This is a genomic window from Nioella nitratireducens (assembly GCF_001879715.1).
In the GTDB taxonomy this organism is placed as follows: Bacteria; Pseudomonadota; Alphaproteobacteria; order Rhodobacterales; family Rhodobacteraceae; genus Nioella; species Nioella nitratireducens.
The window spans coordinates 104,588-125,011 of the sequence record NZ_MNBW01000012.1 but is presented as its reverse complement, the minus strand read 5'-3'; the positions used below and the strand labels follow the sequence as shown (position 1 = coordinate 125,011).

20 protein-coding genes are annotated in these 20,424 nt (G+C 64.7%); 10 read left to right on the top strand and 10 right to left on the bottom strand.

The features are described from left to right. Positions 1 to 88: 88 nt before the first annotated feature. Together BKY27_RS13560 and trkA are read right to left on the bottom strand one after the other, a co-directional pair. Positions 89 to 1,582 carry a potassium transporter TrkG gene (locus BKY27_RS13560; protein WP_233491840.1) on the bottom strand — a complete coding sequence of 498 codons (1,494 nt, stop codon included), beginning with the start codon at positions 1,580 to 1,582 and terminating at the stop codon, positions 89 to 91. A 24-nt stretch (positions 1,583 to 1,606) separates the two neighbouring features. Continuing rightward, positions 1,607 to 2,983 (bottom strand): Trk system potassium transporter TrkA, encoded by a 1,377-nt coding sequence (gene trkA, locus BKY27_RS13555; protein ID WP_071675029.1) that lies wholly within the window; start codon positions 2,981 to 2,983, stop codon positions 1,607 to 1,609. Between the two features lie 160 nt (positions 2,984 to 3,143). Here trkA and BKY27_RS13550 point away from each other — a divergent pair, with 160 nt between their 5' ends. After that, entirely contained in the window at positions 3,144 to 3,596 is a 453-nt protein-coding gene (locus BKY27_RS13550; RefSeq protein WP_071675028.1) for a hypothetical protein, read from the top strand. A gap of 287 nt (positions 3,597 to 3,883) precedes the next feature. Here the strand turns inward: BKY27_RS13550 and ntrX are convergent, their stop codons facing one another. The 5 genes from ntrX to dusB form a co-directional block, all read right to left on the bottom strand. Next, complete coding sequence (gene ntrX / locus BKY27_RS13545; protein WP_071675027.1) at positions 3,884 to 5,284, bottom strand: nitrogen assimilation response regulator NtrX; 1,401 nt, start codon at positions 5,282 to 5,284, stop codon at positions 3,884 to 3,886. Beyond that, positions 5,281 to 7,491, bottom strand: coding sequence for a sensor histidine kinase NtrY-like (locus BKY27_RS13540; RefSeq protein WP_146636251.1), 2,211 nt, complete (start codon positions 7,489 to 7,491; stop codon positions 5,281 to 5,283). Before BKY27_RS13540 ends, ntrX begins: the two co-directional genes overlap by 4 nt. A gap of 144 nt (positions 7,492 to 7,635) precedes the next feature. Continuing rightward, positions 7,636 to 9,015 carry a response regulator gene (locus BKY27_RS13535; protein WP_071675026.1) on the bottom strand — a complete coding sequence of 460 codons (1,380 nt, stop codon included), beginning with the start codon at positions 9,013 to 9,015 and terminating at the stop codon, positions 7,636 to 7,638. A 38-nt stretch (positions 9,016 to 9,053) separates the two neighbouring features. Next, positions 9,054 to 10,109, bottom strand: coding sequence for a two-component system sensor histidine kinase NtrB (locus BKY27_RS13530; RefSeq protein ID WP_071675025.1), 1,056 nt, complete (start codon positions 10,107 to 10,109; stop codon positions 9,054 to 9,056). Then, complete coding sequence (dusB, locus tag BKY27_RS13525; protein ID WP_071675024.1) at positions 10,106 to 11,089, bottom strand: tRNA dihydrouridine synthase DusB; 984 nt, start codon at positions 11,087 to 11,089, stop codon at positions 10,106 to 10,108. Before dusB ends, BKY27_RS13530 begins: the two co-directional genes overlap by 4 nt. Positions 11,090 to 11,276: 187 nt before the next feature. Here dusB and BKY27_RS13520 point away from each other — a divergent pair, with 187 nt between their 5' ends. The 4 genes from BKY27_RS13520 (at position 11,277) to BKY27_RS13505 (ending at position 14,726) form a co-directional block, all read left to right on the top strand. Next, positions 11,277 to 12,434: a bifunctional 2-C-methyl-D-erythritol 4-phosphate cytidylyltransferase/2-C-methyl-D-erythritol 2,4-cyclodiphosphate synthase gene (locus BKY27_RS13520; protein ID WP_084667972.1), complete on the top strand. Its 1,158-nt coding sequence runs from the start codon at positions 11,277 to 11,279 to the stop codon at positions 12,432 to 12,434. Next, positions 12,431 to 12,919, top strand: a complete 489-nt coding sequence (locus tag BKY27_RS13515) for a phosphatidylglycerophosphatase A family protein (RefSeq protein ID WP_071675022.1) — start codon at positions 12,431 to 12,433, stop codon at positions 12,917 to 12,919. Before BKY27_RS13520 ends, BKY27_RS13515 begins: the two co-directional genes overlap by 4 nt. Then, on the top strand, positions 12,916 to 13,386 hold the full coding sequence (locus BKY27_RS13510) for a CinA family protein (protein WP_071675021.1): 471 nt from the start codon (positions 12,916 to 12,918) through the stop codon (positions 13,384 to 13,386). Before BKY27_RS13515 ends, BKY27_RS13510 begins: the two co-directional genes overlap by 4 nt. 158 nt (positions 13,387 to 13,544) lie before the next feature. Further along, on the top strand, positions 13,545 to 14,726 hold the full coding sequence (locus tag BKY27_RS13505; RefSeq protein ID WP_071675020.1) for an ammonium transporter: 1,182 nt from the start codon (positions 13,545 to 13,547) through the stop codon (positions 14,724 to 14,726). 81 nt (positions 14,727 to 14,807) lie between these two features. Here the strand turns inward: BKY27_RS13505 and BKY27_RS13500 are convergent, their stop codons facing one another. Next, complete coding sequence (locus BKY27_RS13500) at positions 14,808 to 15,251, bottom strand: type II toxin-antitoxin system RatA family toxin (RefSeq protein WP_071675019.1); 444 nt, start codon at positions 15,249 to 15,251, stop codon at positions 14,808 to 14,810. 72 nt (positions 15,252 to 15,323) lie between these two features. Between BKY27_RS13500 and hpt the strand changes: the two genes are divergently transcribed. From hpt to BKY27_RS13475, 5 genes are all read left to right on the top strand, one after another. Then, positions 15,324 to 15,878 (top strand): hypoxanthine phosphoribosyltransferase, encoded by a 555-nt coding sequence (hpt, locus tag BKY27_RS13495; RefSeq protein ID WP_071675018.1) that lies wholly within the window; start codon positions 15,324 to 15,326, stop codon positions 15,876 to 15,878. After that, on the top strand, positions 15,875 to 16,057 hold the full coding sequence (locus BKY27_RS13490; RefSeq protein WP_071675017.1) for a hypothetical protein: 183 nt from the start codon (positions 15,875 to 15,877) through the stop codon (positions 16,055 to 16,057). Before hpt ends, BKY27_RS13490 begins: the two co-directional genes overlap by 4 nt. A gap of 142 nt (positions 16,058 to 16,199) precedes the next feature. Beyond that, positions 16,200 to 16,673 carry a c-type cytochrome gene (locus BKY27_RS13485; protein ID WP_071675054.1) on the top strand — a complete coding sequence of 158 codons (474 nt, stop codon included), beginning with the start codon at positions 16,200 to 16,202 and terminating at the stop codon, positions 16,671 to 16,673. 48 nt (positions 16,674 to 16,721) lie between these two features. After that, a complete protein-coding gene (locus BKY27_RS13480; protein WP_071675016.1) occupies positions 16,722 to 17,609 on the top strand; it encodes a cytochrome c in 888 nt (295 codons plus the stop codon). A 139-nt stretch (positions 17,610 to 17,748) separates the two neighbouring features. Next, complete coding sequence (locus BKY27_RS13475; protein WP_071675015.1) at positions 17,749 to 18,213, top strand: hypothetical protein; 465 nt, start codon at positions 17,749 to 17,751, stop codon at positions 18,211 to 18,213. 18 nt (positions 18,214 to 18,231) lie between these two features. Here the strand turns inward: BKY27_RS13475 and BKY27_RS13470 are convergent, their stop codons facing one another. After that, the gene (locus BKY27_RS13470; RefSeq protein WP_233491839.1) at positions 18,232 to 19,377 is read right to left on the bottom strand and encodes an amidohydrolase; all 1,146 of its coding nucleotides are present in this window, start codon (positions 19,375 to 19,377) and stop codon (positions 18,232 to 18,234) included. A gap of 7 nt (positions 19,378 to 19,384) precedes the next feature. Further along, positions 19,385 to 20,332, bottom strand: coding sequence for a lipoyl synthase (lipA, locus tag BKY27_RS13465; protein ID WP_071675014.1), 948 nt, complete (start codon positions 20,330 to 20,332; stop codon positions 19,385 to 19,387). Positions 20,333 to 20,424: the final 92 nt, after the last annotated feature.

Sequence of the window (20,424 nt, the reverse complement as noted above, 5' to 3'; positions counted from 1 at the left end):
GAGTATGTGCATGTTTTTCGCGGAATTCCACCCCGATTTCAAAGTGATCCGCGCAGCCTTTGCAAATGCAGCATTCACAGCCCGTCCATCAGATGCGCCAGAAGCCCGGATTGAAGAGCGCGATCAGCACCAGCGTTTCCAACCGACCAAGGATCATCGCGGCGGCCAGCACACCCTTGGCCGCATCGCCAAGCGCCCCGTAAATGATGGGCTGCCCTCCCCCGAAGGCCGCCAGCGGCCCGGTGGTCGACAGCGACGCGGCAGACAGCACAAAGGCCGGCTCGAACCCCAGCCCCGCCAGCGACAGCGCAACCATCACCGCCGCCATCGACAGGATGAACAACATGAAAAAGACCCAGGCAATATAGGCGCCTTCCCGCCGAATCCGCCGCCCAAGCCGCCCACCTGCCGCCACCGAATTGGGGTAGGTCAATTTGCCCAGTTCCCGCGCGCCGTGTTTATACAGCGCATAAACCCGGATCAGCTTGATCCCGCCCGCCGTGGTCGCCGCCCCGCCGCCGATCAGCGCCAGCCCCAGCAGCACCAGCCCCGGTGTCGGCAACCCGGACCAGCTGCGCGCCTCGATCCAGAAATCCGAGACGAACCCGGTGGTGGTCAGGAATGACATGGCGGTGAACAGCGTGCCCCAAAGCGCCGCGAAGGCCGCCTGTCCGTTGTCCACGTCATTGACCTCGAGCGCGCCGATCCAATGCCGCACGAACAGCAAGGCGGTCAGCAGGAAAACAAGGCTCAGGGCCAACAAAAGCTCTCGGTCCTGAACCAGCAGGCGCGGCGTGTCGATCCTCAGCCGGTCGGCAAAGCTGTGCCGGGTCAGCGCGAAGAGGAAGAAGACGAAAATGAACAGCTCGGCGACGAAACCGCCTTGCCCCCCCGACAGGGTGCCGTCCGGCGAAATCCCAGAGGTCGACATGACAGACATCGCATGGATCAGCGCGGCCAGATCGCCCTCGCCCGCCACAAGCTGCAACAGCCACAGAAGGCCCGTCAGCAACAGATAGGTCGGCGCCAGATGGCGCAGGGCCTTGCGCAGCCGCACCGTGGGGGCCGCCGCCTGCATCTGCGCCGCCGAGCCCGGCACATCGCCAGCCCGCGTTTCCGACGACACCTCGAAGCCGCCAAGATTAAGCGGCGCCATGACCGCCGCCGCCGTCACCCAGACCAGCAGCCCGCCCATCCAGCCCACAAGCGCCCGCCACAGATGCAGCGCATCGCCCAATCGGGCCGGGTCGAACAGGGTTGCGCCGGTCGTTGTCAGGCAGGACACCATCTCGAAATAACCGTTGTAAAACCGGGTATTGCCGATCGCATCGACGAAAGGCACCGCCAGAACGACCGGCAGCAAAGCATATGCCGCCACCAGCCCCGCCAGATGCGAGCGCGCGGTGCCGTAGGGTTTGATACCCTGGGTGGCCATCCCCACGACAAGCGTCAGGATGCCAAAGAGCAGCGCCGAATAGAAGAAACTGCGCGCCGTGCGAAAGCCTTCCTCGGCCAGCGCCACCGCCGCCGGTATCAACATGGCCACGGCGCAGATCCCCACGAGGAGGACAAAGAGTGGCATCCTTGTGAAGAACGCGGTCATGGCTCAGAAGAAATCGACCGAGACACGCAACAACGCCTCGACCTCGGGCACATCCTTGGCCAGCGCGAAAATGGCCACCATGTCGCCCTCTTCCAACCGGGTCGAGCCAGAGGGACGGATCACCTTGTCGCCCTTGCGTACCGCCCCGATCAACGCACCTTCCGGCAGGTCGATATGGCGCAGCTCCCGCCCGGCAATGGGGGATGTCGACAACACCTGCGCCTCGATCACTTCGGCCTCGGCATCGCCGATGGAATAGACGCCGCGCACCCGGCCGTGGCGCACATGGCGCAGGATCGAACTGACGGTGGTCGCGCGCGGATTGACGAAGGCGTCGATCCCGAGCGGCTCCATCAACTGCACCATGGTGGGGTCGTTGACCAAGGCGATGGCCATGCCCGCGCCCGCGCTTTTCGCCCGGACCGAGGCCAGCAGGTTGGTCTTGTCGTCATCCGACACGCACAGCACCGCATCGGCACGCTCGACCCCGGCTTCGCGCAAGATGTCGATATCGAGCCCGTCCCCGTTCAGCACGATGGTGCGGCTCAGCGCATCCGCCGCCCGCTCGGCCTGCGCTCGGCTCTTCTCGATGACGCGGGCCCGCACGCGCGAGGCGGATTTTTCCAATTCGCGCGCCACGCCAAGCCCGACATTGCCGCCCCCGATGATCACCACCCGTTCGGGCCGCTTGGCGGGTTTTCCGAAGATCTCCAGCGTGCGCGCGCCATCCTCTTCATGGGTAAAGACATAGATCTCGTCCCCCGCGAACAACTGGTCGCCCGGTTCGGGCGCGAAAAGAGACCCCTCGCGCCGCACCCCGACGACGATGGCCCGCAGGGTCGAGAACAGTTCCGACAACTGTTTCAGCGGCGTGTTCAACACCGGGCAGGACTCGTCCAGCTTGATCCCCAACAACCGTGCCTGACCGCCCAGAAAGCTTTCGGTGTCAAAGGTCGAGGGCGAGGCCAGACGCCGCAGCGCCGCCCGCGCCACCTCGCGTTCCGGGCTGATCACCACGTCGACCGGCAGATGTTCGCGCCGATAAAGATCTGAATAGACCGCCGTCAGATAGTTCTGCGCCCGCAGCCGGGCAATCTTGCGCGGCACGGCAAAGATCGAATGCGCCACCTGGCAGGTGACCATGTTGACCTCGTCCGAGAACGTCGCGGCAATGATCATGTCTGCATCCCGCGCGCCGGCGCGGTCCAGCACATCGGGGTAAGACGCATGCCCCGTGATCCCCTGCACATCGAGCGTATCCGTCGCCCGGTGCACAAGGTCGGGATTGTTGTCCACCACCGTCACGTCGTTGTTCTCGCCGGAAAGATGGCGGGCGATCTGCCAGCCCACCTGCCCTGCGCCACAAATGATGACCTTCATTCGTTCTGGTCCGTACTCAACTGACCGGCGCGTCCCGGCCGGGCCTTCTGCATGGCAGAGCCCGCCGCGGGCGTCAATCGCGCGCCCCGTGGGGGGTTGATTTCGCGCCCGCCCGCGCCTTCACTGCATCACATCCCTGATTTCAACCGGACCGATTGCCATGCGCCGCTTTTTCCACCTTGCCGTGATCCCGCTCGCCGCGCTTGCCGCCTGCGACGTGACCGAATACTACGCCGAGGGTCGATCCGTCGCCGACCGCAGCCGCGACCTTGCCCAATGCGAAGCCGAGGCGCTGTCGCGCTATCCCGAACGCCTTGTTACCCGCTACACCCCGCGCGTGTTTCACCCCGGTGCCCAGACCTGCGACGCCAGCGGCACCTGCACCGCCACTCCCGGCTATTGGGAGGGCGGCGACCCGTATATCGAGGATCTGAACGAGGATCGCCGCGACCGCGCGCTTGCCGGCTGCATGGGCCGCCGAGGCTATTCCGAGATCCGCCTGCCCATCTGCGATCCCAACCTGAACGCGACCCCCTCGACGATCATGGCGCCCCTTACGGACAGCACTTGCGTGATCCCCGCGCGCAGCGGCGCGTTGATCGTAAGTCCCTGACCGGTGAGTCGGTGTCGGGTCAAGGGTCGCGCCAGCGATGGCCGCAAGGCCACTTGCCCTTGACGCGACGCCGACTCGCCCCAAGCCTCGATATGGTCCTGATGCGTGCACACCCCGCCATCAGGGCCTCTCAGCAGCATGGCCTCGTCCTCAAAACCAGCAGGAGGCAAGACCAAGGCGCCTGATCGGCCGGGTATCCCCGCGACAGCGACGGACGGGCGAGGGCCCCGGCGGGGCCTGAGCCCGACCGTTCCCCGGTCGCCGCGCGTCGCGCGCGGCGATCCAGCTCAGCCCTCGTCGCCCACCTGCGCCACCCGCGCACCGGCCTTGGTGGTTGTCACCACCCCAAGCGATTTCAGTTTGCGGTGCAGCGCCGAGCGTTCCATCCCGACGAAATTCGCCGTGCGGCTGATATTGCCGCCAAAGCGGTTGATCTGTGCCATCAGGTAGTGCCGTTCAAACAATTCCCGCGCCTCGCGCAGCGGCAGGGTGGTCAGACCGGGCGAGAGCGAGATCTGCTCCTCTTCACCGCCGCCCACGCCTTGACCGGGCAAGTCCTTGGCCTCGATCGGGCCGGTGCCATCGCCCAGGATCAGCACCCGCTCGATCATGTTGCGCAATTCGCGGATATTGCCCGGCCAACGCATCGTTTGCAGCATCGCCTCGGCATCGCCACCCAGACCGCGCAGCGGCAGCCCCTGTTCGCGGTTGAAGCGTTCGATGAAATGGCGCGCAAGCTCTGGTATGTCCTCGCGCCGCTCTTCAAGGCTCGGCACCTCGATCGGCACCACGTTCAACCGATGATACAGTTCCTCACGGAAATTGCCCGCCGCAATCTCGGTCTTCAGGTCGCGCGTGGTCGAGGACATGACCCGCAGATCCACCCGCACCTTGGCGGTGCCGCCGACGCGGGTAAAGCTCTGGTCGACCAGCACCCGCAGAATCTTGGATTGGGTGCCAAGCGGCATGTCGGCAACCTCGTCAAAGAAGATCACCCCGCCATGCGCCTGTTCCAGCAGGCCCTGTTCCACCCCGCGTTCCGCGCTTTCGCGCCCGAACAGCACCTCTTCCATATGCTCCGGCGCGACCGAAGCGGAGCTGACGCTGACGAAGGGCGCCGCCGCCCGATCGGAATTGGCGTGGATATAGCGCGCGGACACTTCCTTGCCCGAGCCCGGCCCGCCCCACAACATCACCCGGCCATTCGATTTCGTGACCTTGTCGAGCTGTGATTTCAGCATCTTGAACGCCGCGCCGGAGCCGATCATTTCATCCGGTCGCCCGTCCTGCCGCCTCAGGGCGGTGTTCTCGCGGCGCAGGCGGCTTACTTCCATCGCGCGGCGGATCACCACCAGAAGCTGGTCGATATTGAAGGGCTTTTCGATGAAGTCGAAGGCCCCCTGCTTGATGGCGGCCACGGCGATCTCGATATTGCCGTGGCCCGAGATGATCACGACGGGAACTTCCGGGTTGTCGCGCTTGACGTGGGACAGGATGTCGATCCCGTCCATGTTGGAATCCTTGAGCCAGATGTCGAGGATCATCATCCCCGGCGGCTCCTTGTTCAGCTCGGCCATGCACTCGTCGGAGTTTGACGCCATGCGGGTGGCAAAGCCCTCGTCCTCCAGGATGTCGCAGATCAGTTCGCGGATATCGCGCTCGTCATCAACAACCAGAATATCACTCATCGCGTCGCTCCTCCGTCGTCGGGCAGGCGTGGCAGGGTGATCCGTGCCATCGCGCCCGGATGCGCCCCGTCGGAAAACGGCGCCGCATCCAGCAGGTCCAGAGACCCGCCATGTTCCTCGATAATCTTCTTCACGATCGGCAGGCCAAGGCCGGTGCCTTTTTCACGCGTCGTGACATAGGGTTCGAACAACCGCGCCCGGTCTGGCGGCAGGCCGATCCCGTTGTCGGAAATGGTGATCTCCACCTGTTCGGGATGCAAGGCCATGGTCACGCGCAGCTCTGGCTGAAACCCGTCTGAAACGCCCTTTTCCTGCAAGGAATCAATGGCTTCTCCGCCATTTTTGATCAAGTTTGTAAAGGCTTGGCCGATCATGGTCGCGTCCAGATCGGCGCGGATCGGCCCCTCGGGGATATCCACCACGAACCGTGTGCGGGGCTGACCGGCCTGTTGCAGCAATACCGCGTCGCGCAGCAGTTGCGCCACGTCCTCGGGCTGGCGCTCAGGTTCCGGCATCCGTGCGAACTTGGAAAACTCGTCGACAATCCGGCGCAGGTCATTGGTCTGGCGCACGATCACATCGGTCAACTCGCCCAGTTTCTGCGCGTCGGCCTCGTCCAGCATCCTGCCGAACTTGCGCCGCACCCGCTCGGCAGATAATTGTATGGGCGTCAGCGGGTTCTTGATTTCATGGGCGATGCGCCGGGCCACGTCGCCCCATGCCGCCATCCGCTGCGCGCTGACCAGATCCGTCACGTCATCGAGCGCCACAACGTAGCCTTCCAGCGCGCCCTCCTGGTCCAGCCGTTCCGACAGGCGCACCAGCAGGGTTTCCGATTTCCCGGCCCGCGTGACCTTGATTTCCTCTTGCACCACCGCCGCCTGACGGCTGCGCAGCCGGTCAAAGAGCGCCGAAAACTCGGGCACGGCCACCGCAAGGCTGACACCGTGATCGCGGGTTTCCACCAATTCGAGCAAACGCACCGCCGAGCGGTTCATGAAGTCGACCCGCCCGTCGGCATCAAGGCCAATCACCCCTGACGTGACCGACGTCAGCACCGAGTCAAACTGGCGGCGGCGCTCCTCGGTGTTTTCATGCTGTTCGATCAGCGCGTCGCGCTGGCCCTTGAGCTGCCGGGTCATCTGGTTGAACAGCCGCCCCATCATGGCGATTTCGTCGTCCCCCTGCTCTTCCGGCACCCGCACGTCCAGATCACCGATCCCCACCCGCTGCGCCGCGCCCGCAAGCCGCCCGACCGGCCCCGAAAGCCGCTCCGCAAACCACATTCCCAGCCAGATCGCTGCAAGGATCAGAATCACCGCAAAGCCAAGGTAGATCAGCCCGAACTGGAACAGGAACTGGCCTCGCTCACTCTCCAATTGACGGTAAAGTGCGACGGTGGCCTGCGTTTCGTCCAGCAGGGCGATGATCTGCCCATCCACGACGCGGCTGACATACAGATACCGATCCGCGAAGGCTTGCAATTGCACAAGCGCGCGAAACTCGTTGATATCACGATCTTCGATCAACACCACATCGCCCTGCGCCGCGCGGGCAAGGTCGTCGTCACTGGGGCGCTCGTAGTCGAACAGATAGCTGCGTTCGCCGCGGGCGCGGATTTGTCCTGCCCCGTCAATGACATAGGCTTCCTTCAACCCACGCTGAATCGCCTGTTGGCCCTGGCTCAGCAATTGCCGCAGGTCGCCATCGCCCAACAGCGGGGTGGAATTACGGTTGGCGTTCAGGAAATTCGCCAAGACCACGGCGTCTTCGGACAAGTCGTCGCGGTGTTCCTGCTGATAGGCATGGGCCGCATCGACCGAATGGCCAAGCGCGTTGCGGACGCGGTCGGAAAACCAGCCCTCCAACCCCATGTTCACCGTGATCGTGGCAAAGACAGCGACCGCCACCGTTGGCAACAACGCCAGCAGCGCAAAGACACCGGTCAGCCGCAGGTGCAGCCGCGAGCCCGCCGACCGCGCCCGGCGCGCCGCCACCATCTTGGCCACGCGATAAAGCACCAGCGCCGCCACAACCAAGGTGTAGACGAGGTCCGTCAGCAGGATCAGCCGCAGCCCCGGCGAGCCCCCCGATTGGCCCAACGGCCCCAGAACAAGAAAGGTGGCGACGGCCAGAACCGGCCCCAAGAGGACCAGCGCAAACGTGCCCAATGTTCTGAGCCGCCGATCCTGACGCAAGGACAGCACCCGGAGAAGTGCCGAATCCGCATCACTCTGCGCAGGGGAATCCACCCGGAAAAGCCTCACATCTGGGGCGGTCGAAGCGCCCAACCACAATTCATGGTGGCTCACATCCAACCGTAACCGGAAGGCAACGCCACTGTTGCGGTTTTACATCAACTTCCGTCGACGTGTCACGCGAATATCAAGATCGGTGATTTTCTTGCGCAGGGTATTTCGGTTGATCCCCAGAAGGTCGGCGCATTTGGCCTGATTGCCGCCCGTCGCATCCAGGGCGATTTCGATCAGCGGCAGTTCGACCTCGCGCAGGATACGCGTGTAAAGCCCGGGCGGCGGCAACACGCCCCCGTGCAGGTCGAAATAGCGCCGCAGGTGCTTGGCGACCGAGGCAGACAACTTTTCGCCGTCGCCAGAGCCGATAAGCGGCTCGATCTCGGGCTGGTTGCCCAGAACCGCCTCGACCTCGGGCTTGCCGATCACGTCCACTTGGGCGGTCACGGTCAGGCGGCGGACGGTGTTTTCCAACTGGCGGACATTGCCCGGCCAGCTATAGGCGCGGATCATCTCCATCGCGCCGGGCGAAAAGCGGCGCACCGGGATGCCGTCACGCTCGCACCGGGCGAGGAAATGGTCGGCCAGCAGCGGAATGTCATCGACCCGTTCACGCAGGGCGGGCACCGCGATGGTGACACCGGACAGGCGATAATACAGGTCTTGCCGGAAATCGCCGGCCTCCATCCGCTCGGTCAGATCCTTTTGGCTGGTGGCCATGATCCGCGGCGCGCCGTCGCCCAGACTGTCCAGCATCCGCACGATCTTGCCCTGTGCGGCATCGTCGAAATCACCGATTTCATCGAACAGGATCGAGCCGTCCCGCGCCCGTGCCAAGACCTGGCTCGCGCCATCGGCGTTTTCCAGATCGGCGGCCGTGACCACCACGAAGGGCAAGGACCGGCGGTCGGAAAAGTCGTGGATGGCGCGCGCGATCAGGCTCTTGCCGGTGCCGCTCTCGCCGGTCACCAGAACCGGCAGATCGGCGTTCATCACCCGCGCCACCAGACGGTAGAGCGCCTGCATCGTGGCCGTCCGCCCCACCAGCGGCAGGTCATCCTGCGGCGCGTCCCCCGCCGACCCGGTCGAGGGCGGGCGCGTCGCCGGGGCCCGGCGCTTCAAGTCCAGCGCGCGGTTGGCCCGCTTCATCAGGTCGGGCAGATCGAAAGGCTTGGGCAAGTAGTCATAGGCATCCGCCTCGGTCGCCTGAATCGCCGTCATGATCGTGTTCTGCGCCGAGATCACGATCACCGGCAGGCCGGGGCGGCGGTCGGCGATCTTGGGCAGCATGTCCAGCCCGTTTCCGTCGGGCATCATCACGTCCGAGATCACCAGATCGCCTTTGCCCTCGTCGACCCATCGCATCAGCGTCACGAGGGACGAGGTCGCATGCACCTTGCATCCGGCCCGCGTCAGCGCCTGTGTCAAAACGGTGCGGATCGTGCGGTCATCGTCGGCGACTAGAACGGTTCCATCCATGATCTTTGGTCCTTAACGGTCAGTCTGTTGGCCGCCCCTCATGGGGCCACCGGAAGAGAAATGCGAAACACCGTGCGTCCGGGCACGGAATCGACGGCGATCCAGCCGTCGTGGTCGGCGATGATCTTGGACACGAGTGCCAGCCCCAGCCCGGTGCCGTTTTCACGGCCCGACACGAACGGGTCGAAGATATGGTTGGCGAGCTCGGCCGGCAGGCCGGGGCCATCGTCGATGATCTCGACATGCAGCGGCACCGCGCCCCGCGTGCCATCGTTGCGCCGCACCCGCAGCCCCGGCTCGTAAAAACTGCGCAGGCGGATGGTCCCGCCTTGCTGGCCCGCCTCGGCGGCGTTCTTGAGAAGGTTCAGGAACACCTGCTGCAACTGGTCGGGATCGGCGCAGGTCAGCGGCAGCGACGGGTCGTAATCATCCTCGATCCGCATATGCGCGGCAAAGCCGACGGCGGCGGATTTGCGGGCCCGGTCGAGGATGTCGTGAATGTTTACCGGTTGCAGCGCGGGCGGGCGGACGTTTCCGAACTCTTCCACCTGATCGAGGAGCTTCACGATGCGTTTGCTTTCTGCCACGATCAGGTCGGTCAATTCCCGGTCTTCGCCCGAAACCGACAGCGAAATCAGCTGGGCCGCGCCGGTGATGCCCGCCAGCGGGTTCTTGATTTCATGGGCCAGCATCTCGGCCATGCCGATCGCAGAAATCGCCGCGGATTTGGAGCTGAGCGCCAGATGCAGCTTGCCCGCCAGCGCGCGGCTTTCGATCAGCACCAGCACATGGTCGGGAAGGTCAGCCAGCGGCGCTATCTGCACGTCACAGCTTTGCGGTTTACGGCTGCCGGTGCCGACATCTACCGCATTGACGAACAGCGGCGCCTGCCCGGAGCGCACACGGGCAAAGGCCTCTTCCAACGGGGCATCGACAAAGATCTTGTCCCAGACCGGATACCCCGCCAGCCCCTTGGCCGAGGCATTCAGGAACTGTTCGGCGGCCGCGTTCACATCGGCAATCCGGTCCTCGGGGTCGAGGATCACCGCCGGGATCGGCAGCGAGGTCCACAAGGTCGCCGTGAGTTCGGTCATGCGGCCATCTCCTCGGTCTCGGTCAGGATATGCGGAATGGCGCACAGCACCTTGGCGGGGTCCGAGGCCGTCAGCACCTCGCGCCGCAGGCGGGGCACGGTGCCCGCCTCGTCCATGTACCACCCCAGATGCTTGCGCGCGACGCGGGTGCCAAGGCTCGCCCCGTAAAAGGACAGCATCGCCTCGTAATGGCCCGCGATCATGTCGGCGCGCGCATCACCTTGGGGAATCTCTGGCGCGTCGGCGCCGAACAGGTCATGGGCGATCAACGCCAATTGCCACGGGCGGCCTTGCGCGCCCCGCCCCACCATGACGCCATCGGCCGCGGACAGCCGCAGCGCCGTGTCGGCGGAATTGCTGTCCACGATATCGCCATTGGCAATGACGGGGATCGAAACGGCGTCCTTGACCGCCCGGATGGCCGCCCAATCGGCAGCGCCCTTGTAGAACTGGCAGCGCGTGCGCCCGTGGATGGTGATCATCCGAACCCCCGCAGCTTCCGCCCGGCGCGCCAGATCTGGCGCGTTCAGCAGGTCATCGTCCCAGCCAAGCCGGGTTTTCAGCGTCACGGGAACATCGACCGCGCCCACCACCGCCTCTATCAAGGTCAGCGCGTGGTCGAGATCTTTCATCAGCGCCGAACCGGAATAGCCGCTGACCACCTTTTTCGCGGGGCAGCCCATGTTGATGTCGATGATCCGCGCGCCCTGCCCTTCGGCCAGTTTAGCGGCCTCGGCCATCCAATACGCCTCTCGTCCGGCCAGTTGCACGGCGGTGTTGTCCAGACCAAAGCCAAGCTCGGCGCGCGCACGCACGCTTTCCTTGGCCTCCACCATTTCCTGACTGGCCACCATTTCCGACACGACCAACCCGGCCCCGAAGCGGGACACGAGCGTGCGAAACGGCAAATCGGTGATTCCCGCGAGCGGGGCGAGGAAGACCGCGGGGGCCAATGTCGTGTCTGCCAGCGAAATGGACAAGTGATTAATCCTTGTGCAGTTGTCTTTCGATGTAGGGGCTTTCCTGCCAGAGTGCAAAAGCAACCCTCTCGAAAATCGGCCTCCGTAACGAGTTGCCTATAATTTATGCACACTAGCGTGAAGACTGAGCGACATTGTGCCAGGCGCGCTTTGCGCTTATCTGACGGCCATGATGGATACGCCCCCAATGCCCCCAATGCCTCGGGCCGCCGCGCTGATCGTCGCGGCGGGGCGCGGCACCCGCATGGGCGGCGCGCTTCCCAAGCAATATCAGGGGCTTCTGGGCGAAATGGTGCTGACTCGCACGATCCGCGCCCTCACCGCTCACCCGGCTGTGCAAGAGGTCGTCATTGTCCGCCACGCCGATGATTCCGCCCTGTTGGCGCACGCACTCGCGCCGTTGGACGTGACAGTGACACAGGCGATTGGCGGCGCAACCCGTGACGCCTCGGTCAAGGCGGGGCTGGATGTGGTGTCAGAGAGGGCCGACCTTGTGCTGATCCATGACGCCGCGCGCCCGCTGGTCAGCCCGGCAGTGATCGACGGCGTGATTGCCGCGCTCGCGACCCATCAGGGCGCCGCCCCCGGCGTGGCCGTGGTCGATGCCCTCTGGCACGGCGGCGACACGGTCGGGTCGATCCGCCCGCGCGACGGGCTGTTTCGCGCGCAAACTCCACAGGGGTTTCATGTGCAGGCGATCCGCGCCGCCCATGCCGCCCATCCCGGCGGTGCGGCCGATGACGTCGAGGTCGCATTGGCGCAGGGCCTATCGGTTGCCATAACCCAAGGCGACGAGGACAACCTGAAACTTACCCGGCCCGAGGATTTCCCCCGCGCCGCCCGCATTCTGGAGGGTCGAACCGTGATCGACATCCGCACCGGCAACGGGGTCGACGTGCACCGCTTCGGCCCCGGCGACCATGTCATGCTCTGTGGCGTGGCGATCCCGCATTCGCGCGGGTTGCAAGGCCATTCCGACGCCGATGTTGGCCTGCATACCGTGACCGACGCCATCTATGGCGCATTGGCCGAGGGCGATATCGGCCAGCATTTCCCGCCTTCCGATCCGCAATGGAAGGGCGCGGAAAGCCATGTCTTCCTGACCCACGCGGTCGATCTGGCCGACGCCCACGGGTTTACCATCACCCATGCCGACCTGACGCTGATCTGCGAACAGCCCAAGATCGGCCCCCATTCCCCCGCCATGCGCACCGAACTTGCCCGGCTATTGCGCATCGACCCCACCCGCGTGTCCGTCAAGGCGACCACCTCGGAACGGCTCGGCTTTACCGGCCGGGAAGAGGGCATCGCCGCCATGGCCACCGTAACCTTGGTAAAGACATGAACCGTTTTGTTGCGACCTTCGCTTTCGTTGGCCTGTTGCGCCCCGCCCCCGGAACATGGGGCAGCCTTGCCGCCATTCCCGTGGCCTTTGCCCTGCACCAGTTGGGCGGTTTCGCGGCGTTGCTGCTTGGCACCGTCGTTGTGGCCATCGTCGGCTGGTGGACCACCCACGAATTGATCCGGGACAGCGACAACAAAGACCCGTCCGAAATCGTGATCGACGAGGTTCTGGGCATGTTCCTTGCGCTTTGGCCAGTCTCTTATGGCGCCGTCATGGCCGGGGCCAGCTTTTTTGCGCTTTGGCCCGGCGTGCTGACCGCCTTTGTCTTCTTCCGCATCTTCGATATCTGGAAGCCCGGCCCCGTGGGCCTTGCCGACCGGCGCGGCGATGCGCTTGGGGTGATGCTGGACGATGCCGTCGCGGGCGGGCTGACCATGCTGGTCGTGGTGGTCTTCGCGGCCTTTTCGCATCTGGTGCTGATGTGAACGCCGCCGCCGTCATCGACGCCCTGCGCGCCCGCGGCTGGCTGATGGCCACCGCGGAAAGCTGCACCGGCGGCATGATCTCGGCGGCGATCACCGATGTGGCGGGCAGTTCCGACGTGTTCGACCGGGGCTTCACCACCTATTCCAACGCCGCGAAAGAGGCGATGCTGGGGGTGAATGCGGCCACCCTCGCCGCCCATGGCGCGGTGTCGGAACAGGTCGCGCGCGACATGGCAGAGGGCGCGCTGGCGCGGTCCGACGCGCAGGTCGCGGTCGCTGTCACCGGCATCGCGGGCCCCGGCGGATCCGGTCACAAGCCCGAAGGGCGGGTCTGCTTTGGCCTTGCCACGGACGCGGGCACCGCCACTGAAACGGTCGAGTTCGGCGCCATTGGCCGCGCCAACGTGCGGCAGGCGACGGTGGAGCACGCGCTTGGCCTCGTCCTGGCCGCCGCGTCCCAAAACTGACCGATTTCGACACATAGCCCGCACTTTATGCCTATTTACAGGGCATTTCTGAAATTGCGCAGATTTCGGGCGACAATTCTGGCCTTCGCCCTTTCTTTTCGCGCGCCCTGCTCGTTTTTCGCGCGCAATGCCTGAAAACAAGGGAAGGAGATCGGGGAATGAACGCAGCGGATACCGCCTGGATCATCGTGGCCACGGCGTTGGTTTTGTTCATGACATTGCCGGGGTTGGCGCTGTTTTACGGGGGGCTGGTGCGCGCGCGCAACGTGCTTTCGGTGTTCATGCACTGTTTCGCCATTGCCTGTTTGATGAGCATCCTGTGGCTGGCGGCGGGCTATTCCATCGCCTTCGGCCCGGCAGACAGCCCGATCTGGGGCGGGCTTGGCCGCGCCTTCCTGGCCGGGGTCGATGCCGAGACCTTGTCGGGCACCTTGCCAGAGGTGCTGTTCTTCGCCTTCCAGATGACCTTCGCCATCATCACGCCTGCGCTGATCGTCGGCGCTTACGTGGAACGGGTCGGCTTTGGCTTCGTTCTGATCTTCTCCTCGCTGTGGATGCTGCTGTGCTATGCGCCGGTAACGCACTGGATCTGGGGCGGCGGCTTTTTGTCGGACGGTGGCATTTTCGGCGAAACCGGCGTACGCGATTTCGCCGGTGGCATCGTGGTGCATGAAACGGCGGGTCTGGCCGCGCTGCTGATCGCGGTTTTCCTCGGCCCGCGCCGGAACCAGACGACCCCGCCGCACAATCCCGGCTTCGTCATGATCGGCGCGGCGATGCTGTGGGTGGGCTGGTTCGGCTTCAACGGCGGTTCGCAGCTGGCCGCCGATGGCGGCGCTGCCATGGCACTGGTGGTGACGCATATTTCGGCTGCGACCGCCTCGCTCAGCTGGGGGCTGTGGGAAAAGCTCAAACACGGCACCATGTCGATGGTGGGCGTAGTAACCGGCACCATTGCCGGGCTGGCCTCGATCACCCCCGCCTCGGGGTTCGTCGGTCCGATCCCGGCGCTGATCATCGGCGCCATCGCGGGCATCCTGTGCCAGGAAATGGTGACGATGATCCGCAACAAGGCCAGGATCGACGACACGCTGGACGTGTTCGCGGTCCACGGCGTCGGCGGCATCTTCGGCACCATCATGATCGCGGTCTTCGGGGCCGGGTCATGGATCGCACAGCTTGGGTCGCTGGCCATCGTGGGCGTCTATACCGCCGCCGTGACCGTGGCGTTGATCGTTGTCGTGCGCGCCATCACGCCGTTGCGCGTCGATGTCGAGACCGAAACCAACGGTCTGGACCTGTCGGTTCACGGCGAACGGGCCTACGACATGTCAAGTTGACGCTGCAGTCGCCACGGTCGGGAAATCCCGTTTCGGAAAGGGCCGCTCGCGGCCCTTTCTGCTGGCGGCACCGGGCCGGGCCTAGCCGTACAACTCTTGCGCGCGCGTCTCGAAGGCTTGCACGATCCGCTGCATCGCCTCTTGAAAGAACAGCCCCGCCGCACCCTGCAACAGCTTGTTCTTGAACTCGAAATCCACGTCAAACCCCACTTCGCAGCCACCCTCGGCGTCGGTGAACCGCCAGTGCGAAATCATGTGCTTGAACGGACCCTCGATATATTCTGTGTCGATCTCGCCCATCTCGGGGCGCAGCACCACGCGGCTGCCAAAACGTTCGCGGAACATCTTGAAACCGATCACGAGGTCGGCCAGCATCACCTCGCCCGCGGCATTGGCCGTGACCGAGCGCACCCGCGCGGCCATGATCCACGGAATGAACTCTGGATAGCGGGCCACGTCCGCGACCAGAGCATACATCTGGCTTGCGGTGAATGGCAGCAATCGTGTCTCTGCGTGTTTGGGCATCGCGCTTTCGGGTTTCCTCGGACCGCCTCCATGTCCTAGAAGTGACAGGGGAAATCAAGGGACAGGGTCGAAATGGCGCAGAAACCTTACGTTGTAGACCAGATGATCTCGGCCAAGGCCATCGCCGCCCGGATCGAGGAACTGGCCCGAGAGATCGAGACAGCCTTTGCCGGCACCGACAAGCTGGTGGTCGTTGGGCTTCTGCGCGGCAGTTTTGTCTTCATCGCCGATCTGGTGCGCGAACTGGACCTGCCGGTCGAGGTCGATTTCCTTGAAACCTCGTCCTATGGCAGCGGTATGGAAAGCAGCCGCGAGGTGCGCATTCTCAAGGATATCCGGGGCGAGGTCGAGGGCCGCGACGTATTGGTGGTCGAAGATATCGTCGATACTGGCCACACGCTGCACCATGTGCTGCACCTGTTGCAGGGGCGCCATCCCAGGCGGCTGGAAACCATCGCCCTGCTCGACAAGCCCGCCCGCCGGGAGGTGGACGTCAAAGCCACATGGACGGGCTTCGAGATCCCCGATGAATTCGTCGTGGGATACGGCATCGACTTTGCCCAACGCAACCGCAACCTGCCCCATATCGGCAAGGTCCGCTTCGTGGACCAGGCCGCGTCGGCATGAACCTGTTCTGGCTCATCCGGATGCGCCGATGGGCGCAGAACCCGCCCCCGATGAGCCGGGTCTTGCTGGTGCTCGGGGTCATCGCGGTCTGCCTCGTGCTGTTCGGGATCGAGCGGATCTGGGGTTGGCCCGACTGGCTGACGGTCGAGCCGATCGGGCGCGGGATGCGCCGGTTCTGACCGCCGCAAGACGGTTTGCCAGCATTTGCGCACATTGCCTGTGCGGGTCACCTTTTTGTGAGCGCCGCCTAGGCCCTTGCCAGACGCCCCGATTCCTGCGGAAACTTGTCACTGTGACCGTAACTCTGACAGAGAGGCCATGATGCCCGTTTTCAAAAAGACGATCCTCGCAAGCTCGATTTTCACCCTCGCTTTTGGCGCCGCCGCCATGGCGCAAATGGATTATTCCGCTCAGATCGCGGCCCGGCAGGGCCAGATGGACATCATGGCGCTGAATGTCGGCATTCTCGGCAACATGGCGCGCGGAAATACCGGCTATGATGCCGACCTGGCGCAGGCCGCCGCCGACAACATTTTCGCTGCCGCCTCGGTCGGCCATCAGATTGCGTGGCCCGCGGGGTCGGACAATTTCGATCTGGGCGACGCCACTGCCGCCCTGCCCGCCGTCTGGGACGATCCCGACGGCTTCGACCAAGCCTGGGGCGATCTGCGCACCGCCGCCGCTGGCATGGCCGAGGTCGCGGGGACGGGTCTGGACGCGGTTCAGGGCGCCATTCGCCCGCTTGGTGGGGCCTGCGGCGGTTGTCACCGCAATTTCCGCCAGTCCGACGACTGATCTGCACGCGGGGCGGCAGGACCAGCCGCCCCACCGCAGGAGGCGCCCATGCGTTTTTCCCGTGTCCTTCTTGGCTTGATCGTGGTCGGTGCGGCTGCTGGCTGGCTTTTGTCGGCGCCGCAGCCGCTGACCGCCGCCGATATCCCGGACCGCAGCCCCGACGTAGCCCATGGCGAGCAGGTCTTCTGGGCCGCTGGCTGCGCCTCTTGCCACTCGGTCGAGGACGCCTCGGGCGACGCGCGGCTGGTGCTGTCGGGTGGGCGCAGCTTTCCATCGAATTTCGGGACATTCTACGCCCCCAACATCTCATCCGACCCGCAGCACGGGATCGGCGATTGGAGCGAGGCGGACTTCCTGTCTGCCGTCATGCGCGGTGTCAGCCCGGACGGCCGCCATTACTATCCGGTCTTTCCCTATGGCACATACGCGCATGCCGGGATCAGCGACATGCAGGATCTGTGGGCGTTCCTGCAAACCCTGCCCGCCGACGCCACCCCCTCTCGTCCCCATGACGTCGGGTTCCCCTTTTCGGTCCGGCGTGGGCTTGGCCTGTGGAAACGGGCCTTCCTCAACGAGGATTGGGTGGTCGATGGCAGCGACCTGTCGCCCCAGGTCATGCGCGGGCGCTATCTGGTCGAGGCGCTCGGCCATTGCGCCGAATGCCACACGCCGCGCAATGCGCTTGGCGGGCTGGAGCGGGCCAATTGGCTTGCCGGGGCCCCAAACCCCACGGGCGAGGGCCGCATCCCCGGCATCAGCCCCGCGCATCTGAATTGGACCGAGGCCGATATCGCCGCCTATCTCGGCGACGGGTTCACCCCCGATTTCGACAGCGCTGGCGGCGAGATGGCCGAGGTCATCACCAATATCTCGCAATTGCCAGACGCCGACCGGGCCGCGATTGCCGCCTATCTGCGGGCGCTGCCGGGCGGCTAACCCCTTTGCCTTCCCATCAAAAAACGCCGCGACAACGCCTTTGGCCCGGCCCGCTTCTGCCCGAGCTCCGCCGCATTTGTTCGGCATCGTCCCGCCTATTCCTCGGCCAGAAGGTCGATTGCAAATAGGGACAGAGCAGATGCTGAACATTCATCAATTCATTGCCGACGACTCTGGCGCGGTGACCGTTGACTGGGTCGTGCTGACCGCCGGGATCGTCGGGCTTGGGCTTGCCACCATGGCCGTGGTTTCGGCCGGGGTGGAAAACCTCTCGGGCGATGTCGGGACGCAGCTTACAAGCCAGACCATCACCAGCAGTTTCGGCTCCGGCCTGCCGTCGATCACATGGAACGGCGGAACGTCGCAGGAATATTACGACTACGGCGCGGGCCTCGCCCCCGGCAACAACGGCGCAACCTATTACTGGGCACAACAGGCCGCCAGCGCAGATGCGCCCGAGGGCTTCAACTTCGACAATCCGCTGGCCGATCCGGATACCGGCCAAGTCGTTTACACCAGCAATGACGGCAATTATTACGCCTCGGGCGGCGAAGTTTGGGCAGTCGGCGACTACCCCGGCACGCCGCAATACTGGGGCGCCTGAGCATTTGATCCGCCGGGGCTATCCCAGAACCCGGCGGATCGTCTCCCGAAACAGACCCATCCCCACGGGGATCAGCGTGTCGGGGAAATCGAAATCGGGGTTGTGCAGCTGCGGCTGCCCCTCGCCCGAGCCAAGCCAGACCATCGCCGCCTTGGCGCGCTGGCCGAATTGCCCGAAATCCTCTGACCAACTTTGCGGATGGTCCGCCACGGCCCACGGCGTGCCGGTGGCCTCAAACGCCGCCTCCAGCACCGCGACCGCCTCGGGCGCGTTGGTGCAGGCATCAAACACATCGTGATAGGTGATCTCGACGGCAAGGCCCTCCCGCGCGGCCTCGTCCGCCACCCGTGCTTCGGCGCGGGCCACGAGGTTGGCCATGCCCTCATCGGTAAGGCTGCGCAGCGTCGCCCAGACCTCTCCCTTGCCGGGGGCAATGCCGAAGGTAGCCTCGCCAAGCGTCGCATGGGTCAGCGTTACCAATTGGTAGCCGTCGACCAGCGGCCCACCGGGGCCAAGCGACTGAAGCCCCGGCATCAGCCGCGCCATGGCCGCCATCGGCGACAACCCGTCCCGAGGCGCAGCGGCATGAGAGGTCTTGCCCTCCAGACGCACCCGCATCCCACGTGACGCGCAATTGGCCGGCCCATGGCAGATCTGCACATGGCCCACCGGAAGACCGGGAAAGTTATGCAGCGAAAACGCAAAATCCGGCGCGATCCGGTCAAAGCGGGGATCATCCATCACCGCCCGCGCGCCCTGCCCCGTTTCCTCGGCCGGTTGCAGCAGCAGGACAGCACGGCCCCTTGCGGGACGCCGGTCCGACAGGTCGCGCGCCAGACCGGCCACCATGACCATATGACCATCATGGCCGCAAAGATGCCCCTTGCCGGGCACCGTGCTGCGATAGGGGCTGTCGGAGAGTTCCTCGATCGGCAGCGCGTCCAGTTCCGCCCGGATCAACACGGTCGGCCCCTCTTGCGCGCCCTCGAATACCGCTGCAACGCCATGCCCGCCAAGCCCGTTCAGCAGGTCGTCCGGCGCGAAATCGGCCAGGAAACGCGCCATGCGGGCCGCCGTCGCCTGTTCTTCGCCGGACACCTCGGGATGGGCGTGCACCTCATGACGCAGCGCCACCAGCCGATCCAGGAAAACGTCGTTACGCAACGAAAGGTCAGCCCAGTTTCGCCAGCCGCGCCGCGCGAAGCCGGGCAAAATCGTCGCCCGCATGGTAAGACGAGCGCGTCAGCGGCGTGGCCGAAACCATCAGGAAGCCCTTGTTATAGGCCGCCTTTTCGTAGCCCTTGAATTCCTCGGGTGTCACGAACCGATCCACCGCGTGGTGTTTGGGGGTGGGCTGCAAATATTGGCCGATGGTCAGGAAGTCGATATCGGCGGCGCGCATGTCGTCCATCACCTGATGCACGGCCTGCTTGTCTTCGCCAAGCCCCACCATGATGCCGGATTTGGTGAACATGGTCGGGTCCAGTTCCTTGACCCGTTGCAATAGCCGCAGGGAATGGAAATAGCGCGCGCCGGGGCGCACCTCGGGATAGAGGCCGGGGACGGTTTCAAGGTTGTGGTTGAACACATCCGGTTTCGCCGCGACCACGATTTCCAGCACCTCGGGAGCGCAGCGGATAAAGTCTGGCGTCAGGATCTCGATCGTCGTGCCGGGGCTGCGATGGCGGATCGCGCGGATGGTCTGGGCGAAATGTTCGGCCCCGCCATCTTCGATATCGTCACGGTCGACGCTGGTGATGACCACATGGTTCAGCCCAAGTTTCTGCACGGCGTCAGCCACACGGCCCGGTTCGAACGCGTCCAGCGCTTCGGGCGGCTTGCCGGTGGCGATGTTGCAAAAGGTGCAGGCGCGGGTGCAGACCTCGCCCATGATCATCATGGTGGCGTGCCCCTGAGACCAGCATTCGCCCGCGTTCGGGCAACCGGCCTCTTCGCAGACCGTGACCAGCTTGTGCTCTCGCATGATCTGGTGGGTCTTCTTGTAGCCCTCGCCAACCGGCGCTTTCACGCGAATCCAAGACGGTTTCTTGGGTTGGGCGTTATCGGGGCGGTGCGCCTTTTCCGGGTGGCGCTGTTCGGGGATCTTGAGATCACGCATGCAGGGGCTCCTCCAATCCGCCCTATTTAACCGCAAAAGGCGGAAAAGTAACCCCGCGCGTGGCGGGATGCGGCTATGCAAACGTCAAATGC

Coding starts and splice junctions, on each gene's coding strand:
- BKY27_RS13480 (WP_071675016.1), top strand. CDS start 16,722: ATGCGTTTTTCCCGTGTCCTTCTTGGCTTGATCGTGGTCGGTGCGGCT.
- lipA (WP_071675014.1), bottom strand. CDS start 20,332: ATGCGTGATCTCAAGATCCCCGAACAGCGCCACCCGGAAAAGGCGCAC.
- BKY27_RS13500 (WP_071675019.1), bottom strand. CDS start 15,251: ATGCCCAAACACGCAGAGACACGATTGCTGCCATTCACCGCAAGCCAG.
- trkA (WP_071675029.1), bottom strand. CDS start 2,983: ATGAAGGTCATCATTTGTGGCGCAGGGCAGGTGGGCTGGCAGATCGCC.
- ntrX (WP_071675027.1), bottom strand. CDS start 5,284: ATGAGTGATATTCTGGTTGTTGATGACGAGCGCGATATCCGCGAACTG.
- BKY27_RS13520 (WP_084667972.1), top strand. CDS start 11,277: ATGCCCCCAATGCCTCGGGCCGCCGCGCTGATCGTCGCGGCGGGGCGC.
- BKY27_RS13560 (WP_233491840.1), bottom strand. CDS start 1,582: ATGCCACTCTTTGTCCTCCTCGTGGGGATCTGCGCCGTGGCCATGTTG.
- BKY27_RS13550 (WP_071675028.1), top strand. CDS start 3,144: ATGCGCCGCTTTTTCCACCTTGCCGTGATCCCGCTCGCCGCGCTTGCC.
- BKY27_RS13475 (WP_071675015.1), top strand. CDS start 17,749: ATGCTGAACATTCATCAATTCATTGCCGACGACTCTGGCGCGGTGACC.
- BKY27_RS13490 (WP_071675017.1), top strand. CDS start 15,875: ATGAACCTGTTCTGGCTCATCCGGATGCGCCGATGGGCGCAGAACCCG.
- BKY27_RS13535 (WP_071675026.1), bottom strand. CDS start 9,015: ATGGATGGAACCGTTCTAGTCGCCGACGATGACCGCACGATCCGCACC.
- BKY27_RS13485 (WP_071675054.1), top strand. CDS start 16,200: ATGCCCGTTTTCAAAAAGACGATCCTCGCAAGCTCGATTTTCACCCTC.
- BKY27_RS13505 (WP_071675020.1), top strand. CDS start 13,545: ATGAACGCAGCGGATACCGCCTGGATCATCGTGGCCACGGCGTTGGTT.
- BKY27_RS13515 (WP_071675022.1), top strand. CDS start 12,431: ATGAACCGTTTTGTTGCGACCTTCGCTTTCGTTGGCCTGTTGCGCCCC.
- hpt (WP_071675018.1), top strand. CDS start 15,324: ATGGCGCAGAAACCTTACGTTGTAGACCAGATGATCTCGGCCAAGGCC.
- BKY27_RS13530 (WP_071675025.1), bottom strand. CDS start 10,109: ATGACCGAACTCACGGCGACCTTGTGGACCTCGCTGCCGATCCCGGCG.